This window comes from Amycolatopsis sp. NPDC028719, from assembly GCF_055565395.1.
The window spans coordinates 1313809-1327408 of record NZ_JBVHUL010000001.1 but is presented as its reverse complement, the minus strand read 5'-3'; the positions used below and the strand labels follow the sequence as shown (position 1 = coordinate 1327408).

Below are 13600 nucleotides of genomic sequence, written 5' to 3'. Positions count from 1 at the left end.
GAAAACGGCCACGCGCGACCGGCATGAAGTGCCCGGTCGCGCGTGGCCTTGTGGGTCCGGCCCCGAGATGCGGGGGTCGAGCCAGTGCTGGTCTCGGCCGCACCAGGGCGGCCGAGCGTCTGGAAGGGATCAGTTGGCCGGGACGGGCTGTCCGCCGAGCGTCACCTCGACCGTGCGGCCGTCGGAGAGGGTGAACGTCGCCTTCTCGTCCGGGGCGCGGGTGCGGATCGCGGCGACCAGCGTGTCGGACGTGTCGATGTTCCGGTCATCGATCTTCGTCACGATGTCGCCGGACTTGAGGCCGGCCTTCTCCGCCGGGCTGCCGGCGGTGATGGCACCGAGCTTCGCGCCGCCCTGTGGGGCGTCCGTGACCTGCGCGCCGATGTAGGTCTGCACCGCCTGGCCGGTCTTGATGATCGTGTCCGCGGTGCGGCGGGCCTGGTCGATCGGGATGGCGAACCCGATGCCGACGTTGCCGCTCTCGGAGCCGCCCTGGCCCTGGCCGCCGGACGCCGACTGCGGGCTGTAGATCGCCGAGTTGATGCCGATGACCTGGCCGGACATGTTGGCGAGCGGACCGCCCGAGTTGCCCGGGTTGATCGCCGCGTCGGTCTGGACGGCGTCCATCACCGTCTCCTGCCCGCCCTGGCCGCCGCCCGCCCGCACCGGCCGGTGCAGCGAGCTGACGATGCCCGAGGTGACCGTGCCGGCCAGCTCGAACGGCGAGCCGATGGCGACCACCGACTGGCCGACCCGCAGGTCGTCGGACCGGCCGATCTCCACGGGGGTCAGGTTGGCGACGCCGTCGACCTTGACGACCGCGATGTCGGTCGTCGGGTCGCGGCCGACGACCTTGGCGGCGGCCTTCTTGCCGTCCTGGAACACGGCCTGGATCTGCCCGCCGTTCGCGGCGACCTCGACGACGTGGTTGTTGGTCAGGATGTAGCCGTCGGTGCTGATGACGAACCCGGAGCCCTCGCCGGCCCCCTGCTGGCCGCTGACCTGCAGCTCGACGACGCTCGGCGACAGCTTCTGCGCGACCGCCTCGACCGAGCCGGCGGGCGCGTTGCCGGTCTGCTGGGCCGGCTTCGGCGCGTCGAGCGCGTTGCTCGCCGGACCGTTGGCCACACCGCCGGTGAGGTACCCGACCGCCCCGCCCGCGATGCCGCCGACGAGCAGCGCCACCAGCGCGACGCCGGCGAGCAGCTTCCCGCCGGACCGCTTCGGCTGGGCGGGCGGCGCCGGGGGCACGCCGTAGACGGACGTACCGGACTGCGCGTACGGGTTCGGGTTCGGCGGCGGGTAGACGCTCTGCTGGGTCTGGCCCGACGGCGTCCCCTGCGCGGACCAGGGGTTCGCCGCCCCGTAGGACGGATCGGCCCCGGTCACCGCGTGGTAGGACGGCTCCGGCGCCGAGTACTGCGGCGTGCCGCCGGACTCGGGCGTGGCGGCCTGGTCACCGTACGGGCTCCCCGCCCAACCGCCCTGAGCGGCCTGCTGGCCGGTCTCGGGGTGCCGCGGCGCCGCGGGGTCGTGCGCGCTGGGGTCGTTCTCGGTCATGTCCTCACCTTGCGCGATGGTCCTGAGAGGTTCCTGAGCCGAACCTGTGCATCGGAGATGAGTATGGCCGGATCAGCCCGCCGCGCGGAGCTTTTCCGCGATCTGCTCCGGCGTCGCGTCGTTGATCCACACCGCCATGCCCGATTCGGACCCCGCCAGGTACTTCAGCTTGTCCTTGGCGCGCAGCACGGAGAACAGTTCCAGGTGGAGCCAGCCGAGCTCGCGGTCGCGGCGCACGGGCGCCTGGTGCCACGCGGCGATGTACGGCAGCGGCCGGTCGTACAGCGCGTCACACCGGCGCAGGACGTCCAGGTAGACGTCGGCGAAGTCGTCACGCTCGGCGTCGGTCAGGGCCGGGATGTCCGGCACCTGCCGGTGCGGCACCACGTGCACCTCGATCGGCCAGCGTGCCGCCGGCGGCACGTACGCCGTCCAGTGTTCGCCGGACGCCACCACGCGCGCACCGGACTCGATTTCCGCGGCCAGCACGTCGCCGAGCACCGGGCGGCCGTGCTCGGCCTGGTAGGCGCGGGCGACGTCGAGCATCCGCTCGGTCTTCGGCGTGACGAACGGGTAGCCGTAGATCTGCCCGTGCGGGTGCGACAGCGTGACGCCGATTTCCTCGCCGCGGTTCTCGAACGGGAAGACCTGTTCGACACCGGGCACTTCGGACAGCGCGGCGGTGCGGTCCGACCAGGCGTCGACGACGGCGCGCACCTGCTTCGCGCTCAGCCGCGAGAAAGCGCCGTCGTGATCGCTGGTGAAGCAGACGACCTCGCAGCGCCCGCGGCCGGGCCGCACCGGCACCAGCCCGAGACCATCCACAGTGGACGGCTCGCCGATGACATCCTCCGCGAAGGAAGGAAAGCGGTTCTCGAAGACGACGACGTCGTAGTCGCTTTCGGGGATCTCGCTCGGTTTGCCGGGCTTGCTCGGGCACAGCGGGCACAGGTCGGCCGGCGGCTTGTAGGTCCGCGTCTGCCGGTGGGCGGCCATCGCGACCCACTCGTTGGTCAGCGGGTCCAGCCGGATCTCCGACGCGGCCGAGACCGGCGGCAGGTCGCGGGTGTCCTCGGCGACGCGGTCGGGCGCGCCGGGCTGGTCGAAGTAGATGATCTCCCGGCCGTCGGCCAGGTGTCGTACGGTGCGCTTCACGCTTCTTCGGCCTCGACTGTCTCCGCCGTTTCGGCGATCATGAGTTCCGTTGCCCTTTCGGCGAGTATTTCCTTGGCCTCGTCGGGAATCCCGTCATCGGTGACGACGACGTCGGCCTCGTCCAGGTCGGCGATCGTGGAGATCCCGACGGTGCCCCACTTGGTGTGGTCGGCGAGCACGACGAGCTTGCGCCCGGCTTCGACCAGCGCGCGGTCGGTCTCGCTCTCGGTGAGGTTCGGCGTCGTGAAGCCCGGCCCGTCGGCCATCCCGTGCACGCCGAGGAAGACGACGTCGAGGTGCAGCGACCGCAGGCTGTGCACGGCGACCGGCCCGACCAGCGCGTCCGACGGCGTCCGCACCCCGCCGGTGAGCACGACGGTGCGCTCCGGCTGCGTCGACGCGCGGAGCACGTCGGCGACCTGGATCGAGTTGGTCACGATGGTGAGCCCCGGGATGGCGTCGAGCGCGCGGGCGAGCGTCCACGTGGTGGTGCCGGCGGAGATGCCGATCGCGGTGCCGGGCCGGACGAGTGTCGCGGCGAGCTCGGCGATGGCCTCCTTCTGCGCGCGCTGGCGCACGGACTTCGCCTCGAAGCCGGGTTCGTCGGTGCTCTTGCCGACGATCGAAGTGGCGCCGCCGTAGACCTTCTCGACGAGCCCGCGCCCGGCGAGGACGTCGAGATCGCGCCGCACCGTCATGTCGGAGACGCCCAGCCTGGTCACGAGGTCACTGACCCGGACCGCTCCGGTCCGGCGTGCCTCTTCCAGGATCACCGCCTGTCGCTGACGCGCCAGCACCGCTCAACTCCGTCCCCGTCACACCTCAACCACACAAAATCCTACACGATTCAACACGAGATTCGCAGGATCAGCGTGGGTGAACTTCGAATGACCAGGTCACCGCAGGATCGGCCACACCACGCCCCACGCGAACAACACCACCACCGGCGACCCGAGCGCAACCCGCCACGCGTTCGGCATGCCGTCCGCGGTGACGAGCGCCGCGAGCGCGTAGCAGCCGGCGACCACGGCGGCGAAGACCGGGAACGACGACACGTCGAGCACGGTGGTGAACAGCGAGAGGACCACGAGGGGCCCGCCGAGCGCGACCGGCCAGGCCGGACGGACCCGGGCCAGCGCCATGAGCGCATACGCGAGCAGCGCCACCCCGAGCACCATGAGCGGTACCGCGACGAGCGCGACGAAAAAGCACTCCGCGCCGGTGCACAGGTCCTTCGCCGGGAACGCCCACAAGGCCAGCGTCGCGAGCGGCCCGCTCACCGCCGCGACGAGGCAACGGCGGACCAGCTCGCGGGCGGACATCCGCCGATCCTGGCCGATGCCGCCCGCGACGTCTCGAAAACGCTCGGATCAGCCGGGCGCCCCGGGCAGCCGGATCGTCATCAGCGCACCGCCCTCGGGCGCCCGCGCCGCGTACACCGCGCCGCCGTGACGCTCGGCCGCGTGCTTCACGATCGCCAGGCCGAGGCCCGAACCGGGCAGCGTCCGCGCCTCCGACGAGCGGTAGAAGCGGTCGAACACCTTGGGCAGGTCCTCCTCGGCGATGCCCGGGCCGGCGTCGGCGACCTCGACCACGGCGGTGCCGTCGCCGAGCGGGTACAGCCGCACCCAGACCGTCGCGTCCGGCGGCGAGAACTTCACAGCGTTGTCCAGCAGGTTCAGCACGGCCCGCTCGATCGAGCTGTTGTCGCCGGTGAGCACCCACGGCTGCAGCGAGACGTCGAAGTTGATCTCGCCCGCCCGCCGCCGTGCCCGGTCGAGCGCCCGCTCGACGACGTCCAGCAGCTCGACGCGTTCGAAGCGTTCGCGCGGCTCGTCCTGGCGCGCGAGCTCGACGAGGTCGCCGATGAGCTGCGTCAGCTCGTCGAGCTGCCCGCTGATGTCCGCGACGATGTCGACGCGGTCGGCGTCCGGCAGCGGTGGCGCCCCCGGCTTGCTCGCGGCGAGCAGCAGCTCGAGGTTGGTTCTCAGCGACGTCAACGGCGTCCGGAGCTCGTGTCCCGCGTCCGCGACCAGCTGGCGCTGGCGTTCCTGCGAGTCCGCGACCGTGCCGAGCATGGTGTTGAAGGTCGTGGTGAGGCGCGCCAGCTCGTCGTCGCCGCTGACCGGGATCGGCCGCAGGTCGCCGGTCCTGGCGACGCGCTCGGCGGCCGACGTCAGCCGGTCGACCGGGCGCAGGCCGGTCCGCGCGACCGCCGTCCCCGCCGCGGCGGCGACCAGGATGCCGGCGCCGCCGATCAGGAACAGCACCAGCGCGAGCTCGTTCAGCGTGCGCTTCGTCGGGCCCATCGACTGCGCGAGCACGATGGCCTCGCCGTGCCCGGTCGGCAGCGCGACGACCCGGCTGTCGGTGCGGAAGTCCGTCCGCATCGACTCCGCCGAGTCCCCGTTCGCGACGTTCAGCTCGTCCTGGCCGAACGGCGGCGCCGAGCTCGAAAGCGGGTACGTCATCACGGCGTGCTGGACGTCGGGCGCGGCGGTGAGCTGCCCGATCTGCAGGTCGGCGCTGGCCAGGAAGGCGCCGGGCACCTGCCGCAGCTCGGTCTGCACCTGCGGCGACGCGACGGCCGCCTGGGCGCGCGCCATCAGGCCGTCGTCCAGCTGCTGGTAGAGGTTGCTGCGCACGACCATGTACGCCCCGAGCGACACGAGCGCGACGGCGCCGGCGACACAGGCGGCGGCGAGCAGCGTCACCCGGCCGCGCAGCGAGAACCGGCGCGTCCCCCAGCGCGTGCCACGGGGATCGCCGGGTTCGGTCACGGCGGGGTTTCCCTCAGGACGTAGCCCACTCCCCGCACCGTGTGGATCAGCCTCGGCTCCCCCTCGGCCTCCGTCTTGCGGCGCAAGTAGCCGACGTAGACCTCCAGCGCGTTGCCCGACGTCGGGAAGTCGTAACCCCATACTTCCTCCAGTATCCGGCCCCGCGTGAGGACGTGCTTCGGGTAGGAAAGGAACAGTTCCAGCAGCGCGAACTCGGTCCGGGTCAGGCTGATCTCGCGGCCGTCACGGCGGACTTCGCGCGTGCCCGGGTCGAGCGTCAGGTCCGCGAAGGACAACATCTCCGAAGCCTGGCCGTTCTGGGCCTCCGGGCTGGCGCGGCGCAGCAGCGCCCGCAGCCGGGCGAGGAGCTCTTCCAGCGCGAACGGCTTCGGCAGGTAGTCATCGGCGCCGGCGTCCAGCCCGGACACCCGGTCGGAGACGGTGTCGCGCGCGGTGAGCACGAGGATCGGCAGGTCGTCGCCGGTGCTGCGCAGGCGACGCGCCACTTCGAGGCCGTCGAGCCGGGGCATCATGACGTCCAGGACCATGGCGTCCGGCCGGTCGGCGATGATCGCTTCCAGCGCCTGCGCACCGTCGCTGGCCAGCTGAACCTGGTAACCGTTGAACTCCAGGGACCGCCGGAGCGACTCACGGACGGCGCGGTCGTCGTCCACCACAAGGATGCGCATGGCGACAGTTTTACTCAGCGTGCTGAGACTCGCCTAAGAACACACACAGAACTAACAAAGAGAATCCCTCACTCCGGCGTTCGCGCGACCGGCGCGTTCCAGTGCCGCCAGAGCGCGATCATTCGGATCGCGACCACGCCGGCGGCCGCGATCACGGTGACCGGCCCTTCCGGCAGTCGCACAGCGTGACCGACGACGACGAGCACGGAACCGGCCAGCGCGGCCACGGCGTAGATCTCTTTCCGCAGGACGAGGGGGATTTCCCGGAGCAGGAGATCCCGGACCGCGCCACCGCCGATGCCGGTGGTCATGCCGATCAGGCACGCGGCGTAGACGGTCGCGCCGGCGTTCAGCGCGATGGTCGTCCCGGAGGTGGCGAAGACGCCGAGCCCGAGCGCGTCGGCGAGCAGCACGCCCCGCCGCAGCCGCGCGACCTGCGGGTGGAAGGCGAAGACGACCAGGGCGGTCACGGCGCAGACGGCGAGGTAAGGCCAGTTCCGCAGCGTCGTGGGCGGGTGGATGCCGAGCAGGACGTCCCGGATGACGCCGCCCCCGAGCGCGGTGGTGAGCCCGACGACCACCACACCGAAGACGTCGAGCCGCGCCCGCACGGCGGCGAGCGCCCCGGACGCCGCGAAGGCGACGAGCCCGAGGAACTCCAGCGCCGTGAGCAGCATCTACTGGTCGAGAAGCCCACCGCGGTAGGCCAGCAGCGCGGCCTGCACCCGGTTGGCCGCCCCGATCTTGGAGAGCACCGCGGAGACGTATCCCTTGACGGTGGCTTCGGAGAGGTGCAGGCGCCCGCCGATTTCGGCGTTGCTCAGTCCCTGGCCGATGAGCGCGACGACCTCGCGTTCGCGTTCGGACAGTGAGGCGAGCAGCTTCCGGGCAGGCTGGGCCGCGCGCTGTTCGTCCCGGTGGGACTGGACCATCCGCGCGGCGACACCCGGATCAAGGACAGCACCCCCTCTTGCCAGGTCCCGGACTGCTCGCAGGAGGGCCGCCGGATCGATGTCCTTGAGGAGGAAGCCGTTGGCGCCGAGCCGGAGGGCCAGGCTGACGTACTCGTCGATGTCGAAGGTGGTCAGCATCGCCACGGTGGGCGGATCGGGCAGGGCGAGGATGGCCCGGAGTGCGCGAATACCGTCGTCGGGGGCCCGCATCTTGATGTCGAGCAGGGCGACGTCGGGGTGGTACCGCCGGGCGACCTCCACTGCGGATCTGCCATCGGAGGCCTCGCCCACGATCTCGATGTCCTGAGCCCCGGACATCATCGCGCGCAACCCCGAGCGCACCAGTTCCTCGTCGTCGGCGAACATGAGCTTGATCAACGAAGCCCTCCGCAACAGCCAGTAGGAGGCGGCTCCCCGCGTCCCGTTAACGAAGGTTACCTACTGTTGTTCAGCAGTTCGAAACCAGACACGACCAGGTGAGGCGCTGGTCCGTCCAGGTCAGGTCGGGTGGGCGGTCCGGCAGGGTGTATCCCGGGGCTTGGACACGCCGCAGAACCACTCACCTGGGTGACGACGAGAGTCTGGTTCAGCGACGGCGTTTCTTGCCTTTCCCCTTGGCGCGCGAGGTCCGGGCCAGACCACCCAGCGGATGGGCATTGCGCACCGCCCGGATCTCCTCGAACACCTCGGCCAGCTCAGCGAGGCCGGCCTGGTCCGGATGGCCCGAGGCGAGGATCGCTTTCGCCAGATGCCCGCGCTCGTCGCCCGGCACTTCGGTCAGCATCGCGGACGTCGCTTCCGGGCCGGCCGTCTCGAGCATCTGCAGGAACTGCTCGGTCACCCCGAGCAGGCCCTCGCGTTCGTCGAGGTCGTCCATCGCCAGCGCGCCGCGTTCGACGAGCAGTTGCGTCGCGATCGGACCCACACGCGGGTCGGTGCGCAGATCGTGCAGCAGCGCGTCGCCGTCCGACAGGAAGTCGGTGAGGAGCTGAAGCATGACGGACGCCCGCGTGCGGAACGGGCATGCGCGGACGGCGTCGAGCAGCAGGGGCAGTCCCGCCTCCCGGCCACCGTGCGCGGCCAGCCAGCCGGCGAGCTCCGCCGCGGCCTCCTCTTCGCTGTAGTGCTCCGCGACCACCCCGAGCACGCCGGCGGGAGCGGCGGTGACCAGCTCACCCACCAAGGGCGCGAACCGGCCCTCCCGCAGTGGACGTCGGGCGGGAGCTCGGCGTTCTCCGGCACGAGATCCATGCTGTACATCGGATCGGCCGGGCCGGTGGTCAGCTCGACCGCACCGAATCCGGCCAGCGTGGTGAGCAACCGGCGGAACTCACCCGTGAGCCCGTCCCGCCAGATCGGCTCGCTCGACGGTGCCAGATCGAGGAAGCCGCCTTCGACACAGGACAGCCACACGCTTTCGGCGAGCCGGACCACGGGAACCGGCTCCGGCATGCCGTAGAGGGTGTTGAGCACGTCCGGCAGCACGATGCCGAGGCGGCTGTCAAGCAGCTCGGCGTAGCCGGGGCCCCAGCCGCCCTGCTTGACCAGCAGGCCCGGCCCGGGAACGGCGTCGAACGCCGCCGTCCACAACGCAAGAGCGTTTTTCAAGACAGGAGCGGCCTTCGCCACGCGCACCAGCTTGCCCTTGACCACCCGCACGATCCGCGCACGCTTGGCGACCTCGAACAGGACGGCGGAGTGGGGCAGATCGGCGCTGCTGCGGACGCTGCTGCCCGCACGGTCGAGTTCATCGCCGGTGTCCAGCAGCGACACCAGTTCGCGGGCATCGGCAAGTTTCAGGGTGCCGGTGCCGGTCACCGTCCGGCCGTCACCCACCCACTCGACGAACTTACGCAGCTTGATCACCAGCGACGAGTTCTTCGCGGCGTCCACGAGTTCCGACTCGGGCGGCAGCGCGACCGGCAGGCGAAGAAAGCGTTCATGGCATCCAGGTCCGCCCGGTCGACCCCCTTCCGGTCGGCGGTCATCACCCAGTACTTGCTGACGCCGAACTTGCGCTCGTCGGCCATCGCGGCGGGGACTGCGGCGGCCGCCTTCGCGACGGCGTCCTCGAAATCCGCCAAGGGCTCACCCAGGGATCGGCCAGCCCGTTCTCGTGCAGGTACCGGAGGAACAGCCGGAGCGTCTCAGGCACGAGAGCGGCCTCATCGGCGGTGGCCGACAGCGTGCGTGGCACGTACCCAGCAGGAAGTCCCGGACCAGCGCGGCAGTCCAGTGAGCGAGCCGCCCATCGACAGAGGTGTGCCGGAACTGAAGCGCCGAGACGACGGCATACGGGTCGATCTCGAGGCGCTGAGCGTCGGCCCAGGAGGTGAAGCGGCGGACCAGGAGGTCCTGGCCCGCTTCGTAGCCGTCGTAGTCGTCCTGGTCGTAGTAGGTACGCACCGCGGTTCCCGCCCTGTCGCTTACCGACGAAAGTAGCGTCGGAAGGTGCGCCGAGCGAGCCCGGGGCACCGCCAGCGGGCCCTACGCCCTCCTGCCGACTGTCGGGTAGGCTGTCCACGAAGTGTCAGCCCTCGTAGCTCAGGGGATAGAGCACCGCTCTCCTAAAGCGGGTGTCGCAGGTTCGAATCCTGCCGGGGGCACCCTCACGTCGTAGTCAAGCACGAGCCAGGCGCAGGGCGACGCCGAGCATTGCGCCCGAGACCACGACGAACACCAAGGTCGCGACCGCCAGGAGCACGGTTTCGCCACGGCGATTCGCGATGCGCAGGCGGTGGTTCGCGGCCAGTGCGACCGCGGCCGCGACGATGGGCAGCGCCCACGACCAATGGGGATAGCCGATGACGCCCCAAATGGCGAAGCCGGTGAAGACGAGGCTGAGGAGCCAAACACCGAAATACGCTTTGCGGAGGATAGCTCGGCGTCGAACAGCGGTGAGTCGTTTCGCTGGTCAGCCATCGAGCCAGTCCACCTCTGAGAAGTCCTCTTCGTCCACGGAGTCTCGCCGGCGGCGGGGCGGTGCGGCTTGTCCTCGGATGCCAACTGGGACAAGGCGTTCCGTCCTGCTTCGGCCTGCGTGTCCTTCTCGGACTCGGACAGGTTGCCGTACCACTCGGCGAAACCGGAGGTGCTTCTGCCGAGCAAGCCGGCATACACATTCGAACTCAAGACTCCGCGCGGGGTCACCTTGCCGGCCAGAAGCTCTCTGGCCGGTTCGGCCGCCGCCGGATTCGGCGTGGTGGCCGCCAGCTTGGTCAGAAGTACGTGACGGCGCGGTTCTTCACCGGGTCCGGAGAGAATTCCTGGGCCACGGCTCAAGCCCCCGGGTGGTCGTAGCCGGCGGGTAGCGGGTGCGCTTCGAAGCTGCCGCCGGAGCCGATGACGTCGAGGACGCCGCCGCGGATGAGGCGGACCGTGTTCTGGACGTCGTTGATTGTTTCGGAGAACTCCCACACCCCCTGAGCTGCTTCACGGTACTTGTCGCAGGGCGCCGAGGCCGACCGCGCAACCGTTCACTGTGCCGGTCAGGCCGCTGAAGTACTGGAAGGCTTCGTTGGCAGCGTTGCCGGTCCAGCTCGTCAGGAGCTTGGTGATGTTCGTCTTCAGGTCCTGGGCGAGGTCGGCGCAGAAGAAGGCCAACGAGTCCAGGGCGTCCGACGCATTCGCGAACTGCTCCCAGTCGCCCGCTACCCAGTTCGAAAACTCCTCGACCGGGTTGACTTGGATGGTGGCGTCGAGGAACTGCTGTGTCCAATAGCCGGACGGCCTGGGTACTGGCGGCCGCGGGCAGCCCCGGCACCGACGACGTCTGCGGTGGGCTCCCGGGGTCGGGATACGTCTGGTCCAGCCGCTCGGCTGAACCCGCATCGACGCGGTCGTACATCTGCCGGGCGCGATCGAGTTCGACGCTGCTCGCTTCACACACCGATGTCAGAGCTGTCAGCGCCTTGACGATTTCACCCTTGGCCTGTGCGTGGCTGCCGACCAGTTCGGCGATCAACCCGGGTTGCGCACCGATCTGCAGGTTCGCCTGGGCGAATCCTTCCGCGGTCTTGGCGTCGTCGTGGTGGTTCCGCACGATGCCGCCGTACAGCCCGACCTGGAAGGTGTCCACCGTGAACGCGATCGGCAACTCCCCTGCGTAGTCGGATCGTTCGCACCCGAGCCTGCCGTAACGCCCGTTCGGACACTGGCACGCGGTCAGCGGAGCGAACACTTTTGGGCAGAGTCGGAGGGGCAAGAGGTGAGCTAACCTTTTTCGCATGCTCGGCTTGGACAAGTTCGAGCTCGAAGAAATCGGGGCAGCCCTGCAGGACCAGACCGACTTCGAGTACTTCCACCTGGTCGACCCCCGGACCGGCGAGATGGGGTTCTGGACCACGGACGGCGGAATCGACGGCGAGCACCCGGTCGACCTGGACGAGCTGGACCTGATCGCGATCGAGCCGTTGCCGTCCTATGTCTGGTACCAGGACATGGCGGACTTCGCCGAAGGCATCAATGATGAGCGGGCCGGCCGGCGGCTGGCGAGGGGCATCCAGGGCAAGGGCGTCTTTCGCCGCTTCAAGAACGAGTTGTACGAAGAACACCCGGAGCTTCTCCCCGCCTGGCACGCGTTCAGCGACGTCCGGGCGCGACGCCGTGCGGTCGAATAGCTGGCCGACAACGCGCTCGTCGACCGTGATACCGCCGACCGGTTCGCCGCCGAACATCCCGATCCTGACCTGCCCTGAGCAGGCCGTGTCAGAGGCCGGACCGTTCGAACCGCTCCATCATGGTCAGCGGGATCGCCGCCGAAACTGCCCCAGTGATTCATTCACTTTCGCGACTCCGCCAGATGCTCCGACGACCCCCACCGCGCTCCATACGCCAACCCGGGCATCAGTCCGCGGAACCGCAGGTGCACCTCCCCCGAGGAATCGACCGCCTGAGGCCGGCCGCGGTACCCCGGATCCGACACGTCCCGCTGGAACGCTCCGTCCAGCACCCAAACCCCGGAAGGCACAACCCGGCCGAACCGGACCCGCAGGTCGAACGAATCGCACGGTTGCCGAGGCACCGTCACCATGTACGGCCGCAACGACGACGGCCGGAACAGCATCGCCACCTCCCACGGCTCGCCCCGGGACAACGGGCGGGGCAGCTCCAGTCCGTACCCCCAGCGCGAAGACGTTTCCATCCCCCGATCCACCAGAGTCCCTCCATAGAGAACAGTGGCTGACGGGCGTCCCGCCGGGAGTGACACCGCCAGGTCGAGCGACCGGAGCCCCTCCTGGTCGGCCACGATCCGACGGCGCTCGAGGACCAGCAGCTCGTCCAGCTCCAGAGCGATGGCCAGCGATGCCGTGTGCCAGTGGCCGCCGGGAACGGGCGGTGGTGAAGACGTCGATGCAGCCAGCTCCGCCAGCAGGTCGATCGCCTCGTCCACGCGGCGGCGGACCGTCCGGGGGTCACGGTCCACGCGCGCAGCCGCCCAGCGGACGCGGTCCTGGTACAGCGGCTGGCGGGCCTCCGCGCAGATCGCGAAGGCCGCCAGCGCCGCCAAGCGGAGGTCGTCCGGGAGGTGCGCCGCCAGTTCGGACAGGCGGCCCGACACCTTCTCCCGGATCGCCACCAGCCCGTCGTCGTCGGCCACCGAGCACGCCGAGCGGAGCAGCGGTCCGACCCGGTCCTCGACGCGGCCCGCCAGCCCGCGTCCCTTGCGCAGCGTCTTCAGCTCCTGGACCAGCTCGGAACGCTTCACGGTCCTTCTCCTTCAGTGCGTTTCCATGGTCGGCACCCCCTTTCAGGACAGAGTGCGGCCGGGCGGTGGACCGGAAGTGGACAGAACGTGCATCACCGAGGCGATCAGCGCCGTCCCCAGGCGGACGCCGTCGCGGCTCAGGTACGTGCGGAACGTGCCGATGCGGCCCAGTGCCTCTTCGTCCGCGTCGCCGACGCCGAACGTCACCACGCGGGGACGGCGCGGCCAGGCCGGGTCGCACAACGACGAGAACGCCGCCGGCCAGGTCACCGGGTCCGTCGGCTGGCCGTCGGACAGGAAGAACACCAGCGGCCGGTGCACCCGCACCCGGTGCGTCTCCAGCAGCCGGACGTCCGTGTCGATGGCCGAACGCAGGTACGCGAACACCGGGCCGAAGTTGGTGCCCGTGCACGGGCCCGGCGGCGGCAGCTCGGCGACCTCGCCCGCGAGGTACAGCCCGTGGACCGCCGCAGGCTCCTCCCCGAAGCCGATGACGCTGCAGAGCACGCGGTCGGCGACCGACGCGTCGGCGTGGACCGCCCCCCGGAACTCGCGCAGCCCCCTGTTCAGCTCGTCGATGTGGTCGGCCATCGACAGCGAGATGTCGCACGCCACGTAACACGGCAACACGTCGGACCCCATACCGGTTTCTCCTTCACCCCTGATACGACCGGCGGAGTCTGGCAACCCGGTGTGTATCGAACGTGCAAGAAATGCGGATTACCGAAACTCCAACGGTCGATTGCGCGACACCAA

16 protein-coding genes and 1 tRNA gene are annotated in these 13600 nt (G+C 70.1%); 2 read left to right on the top strand and 15 right to left on the bottom strand.

Going from position 1 to position 13600, the window contains the following annotated elements; genetic code table 11:
• Positions 1-129: 129 nt before the first annotated feature.
• From ACZ4TR_RS06620 to ACZ4TR_RS06570, 11 genes are all read right to left on the bottom strand, one after another.
• Positions 130-1560 carry a S1C family serine protease gene (locus ACZ4TR_RS06620; protein ID WP_465286055.1) on the bottom strand — a complete coding sequence of 477 codons (1431 nt, stop codon included), beginning with the start codon at positions 1558-1560 and terminating at the stop codon, positions 130-132.
• Between the two features lie 72 nt (positions 1561-1632).
• A complete protein-coding gene (gene galT, locus ACZ4TR_RS06615; RefSeq protein WP_364518652.1) occupies positions 1633-2715 on the bottom strand; it encodes a galactose-1-phosphate uridylyltransferase in 1083 nt (360 codons plus the stop codon).
• Entirely contained in the window at positions 2712-3512 is an 801-nt protein-coding gene (locus tag ACZ4TR_RS06610) for a DeoR/GlpR family DNA-binding transcription regulator (RefSeq protein ID WP_364518650.1), read from the bottom strand. Before ACZ4TR_RS06610 ends, galT begins: the two co-directional genes overlap by 4 nt.
• A gap of 99 nt (positions 3513-3611) precedes the next feature.
• Positions 3612-4037: a hypothetical protein gene (locus ACZ4TR_RS06605; protein ID WP_465286054.1), complete on the bottom strand. Its 426-nt coding sequence runs from the start codon at positions 4035-4037 to the stop codon at positions 3612-3614.
• 48 nt (positions 4038-4085) lie between these two features.
• Complete coding sequence (locus ACZ4TR_RS06600) at positions 4086-5495, bottom strand: sensor histidine kinase (protein WP_364518646.1); 1410 nt, start codon at positions 5493-5495, stop codon at positions 4086-4088.
• Entirely contained in the window at positions 5492-6184 is a 693-nt protein-coding gene (locus tag ACZ4TR_RS06595; protein WP_284742850.1) for a response regulator transcription factor, read from the bottom strand. The genes ACZ4TR_RS06600 and ACZ4TR_RS06595 overlap by 4 nt, the downstream gene beginning before the upstream one ends.
• Positions 6185-6252: 68 nt before the next feature.
• On the bottom strand, positions 6253-6861 hold the full coding sequence (locus tag ACZ4TR_RS06590; protein ID WP_465286053.1) for a trimeric intracellular cation channel family protein: 609 nt from the start codon (positions 6859-6861) through the stop codon (positions 6253-6255).
• Complete coding sequence (locus ACZ4TR_RS06585) at positions 6862-7515, bottom strand: response regulator (protein ID WP_003087851.1); 654 nt, start codon at positions 7513-7515, stop codon at positions 6862-6864. It abuts the gene before it with no gap.
• Positions 7516-7723: 208 nt separating this feature from the next.
• The gene (locus ACZ4TR_RS06580) at positions 7724-8014 is read right to left on the bottom strand and encodes a hypothetical protein (RefSeq protein WP_465286052.1); all 291 of its coding nucleotides are present in this window, start codon (positions 8012-8014) and stop codon (positions 7724-7726) included.
• Positions 7975-9030: a hypothetical protein gene (locus tag ACZ4TR_RS06575; RefSeq protein WP_465286051.1), complete on the bottom strand. Its 1056-nt coding sequence runs from the start codon at positions 9028-9030 to the stop codon at positions 7975-7977. Before ACZ4TR_RS06575 ends, ACZ4TR_RS06580 begins: the two co-directional genes overlap by 40 nt.
• Positions 9000-9221: a hypothetical protein gene (locus ACZ4TR_RS06570; protein ID WP_465286050.1), complete on the bottom strand. Its 222-nt coding sequence runs from the start codon at positions 9219-9221 to the stop codon at positions 9000-9002. The genes ACZ4TR_RS06575 and ACZ4TR_RS06570 overlap by 31 nt, the downstream gene beginning before the upstream one ends.
• 449 nt (positions 9222-9670) lie before the next feature.
• On the opposite strand from ACZ4TR_RS06570, the gene ACZ4TR_RS06565 reads away from it, so the two are divergent.
• Positions 9671-9743, top strand: a tRNA-Arg gene (locus tag ACZ4TR_RS06565).
• 672 nt (positions 9744-10415) lie between these two features.
• Here ACZ4TR_RS06565 and ACZ4TR_RS06560 read toward each other — a convergent pair.
• Both ACZ4TR_RS06560 and ACZ4TR_RS06555 read right to left on the bottom strand, forming a co-directional pair.
• Positions 10416-10556 (bottom strand): hypothetical protein, encoded by a 141-nt coding sequence (locus tag ACZ4TR_RS06560; protein WP_465286049.1) that lies wholly within the window; start codon positions 10554-10556, stop codon positions 10416-10418.
• A gap of 13 nt (positions 10557-10569) precedes the next feature.
• Positions 10570-11022, bottom strand: coding sequence for a hypothetical protein (locus tag ACZ4TR_RS06555; protein ID WP_465286048.1), 453 nt, complete (start codon positions 11020-11022; stop codon positions 10570-10572).
• A gap of 341 nt (positions 11023-11363) precedes the next feature.
• On the opposite strand from ACZ4TR_RS06555, the gene ACZ4TR_RS06550 reads away from it, so the two are divergent.
• Positions 11364-11756, top strand: a complete 393-nt coding sequence (locus ACZ4TR_RS06550; RefSeq protein WP_465286047.1) for a UPF0158 family protein — start codon at positions 11364-11366, stop codon at positions 11754-11756.
• 161 nt (positions 11757-11917) lie between these two features.
• Here the strand turns inward: ACZ4TR_RS06550 and ACZ4TR_RS06545 are convergent, their stop codons facing one another.
• Together ACZ4TR_RS06545 and ACZ4TR_RS06540 are read right to left on the bottom strand one after the other, a co-directional pair.
• Complete coding sequence (locus tag ACZ4TR_RS06545; protein ID WP_465286046.1) at positions 11918-12844, bottom strand: hypothetical protein; 927 nt, start codon at positions 12842-12844, stop codon at positions 11918-11920.
• A 42-nt stretch (positions 12845-12886) separates the two neighbouring features.
• Positions 12887-13486: a vWA domain-containing protein gene (locus ACZ4TR_RS06540; protein WP_465286045.1), complete on the bottom strand. Its 600-nt coding sequence runs from the start codon at positions 13484-13486 to the stop codon at positions 12887-12889.
• Between the last annotated feature and the right edge of the window lie 114 nt (positions 13487-13600).

What these genes read in the sequence shown, in the direction of transcription:
- ACZ4TR_RS06540 (WP_465286045.1), bottom strand. Translation starts at nt 13,486, where the DNA reads ATGGGGTCCGACGTGTTGCCGTGTTACGTGGCGTGCGACATCTCGCTG.
- ACZ4TR_RS06580 (WP_465286052.1), bottom strand. Translation starts at nt 8,014, where the DNA reads ATGGACGACCTCGACGAACGCGAGGGCCTGCTCGGGGTGACCGAGCAG.
- ACZ4TR_RS06590 (WP_465286053.1), bottom strand. Translation starts at nt 6,861, where the DNA reads ATGCTGCTCACGGCGCTGGAGTTCCTCGGGCTCGTCGCCTTCGCGGCG.
- ACZ4TR_RS06550 (WP_465286047.1), top strand. Translation starts at nt 11,364, where the DNA reads ATGCTCGGCTTGGACAAGTTCGAGCTCGAAGAAATCGGGGCAGCCCTG.
- ACZ4TR_RS06620 (WP_465286055.1), bottom strand. Translation starts at nt 1,560, where the DNA reads ATGACCGAGAACGACCCCAGCGCGCACGACCCCGCGGCGCCGCGGCAC.
- ACZ4TR_RS06605 (WP_465286054.1), bottom strand. Translation starts at nt 4,037, where the DNA reads ATGTCCGCCCGCGAGCTGGTCCGCCGTTGCCTCGTCGCGGCGGTGAGC.
- ACZ4TR_RS06595 (WP_284742850.1), bottom strand. Translation starts at nt 6,184, where the DNA reads ATGCGCATCCTTGTGGTGGACGACGACCGCGCCGTCCGTGAGTCGCTC.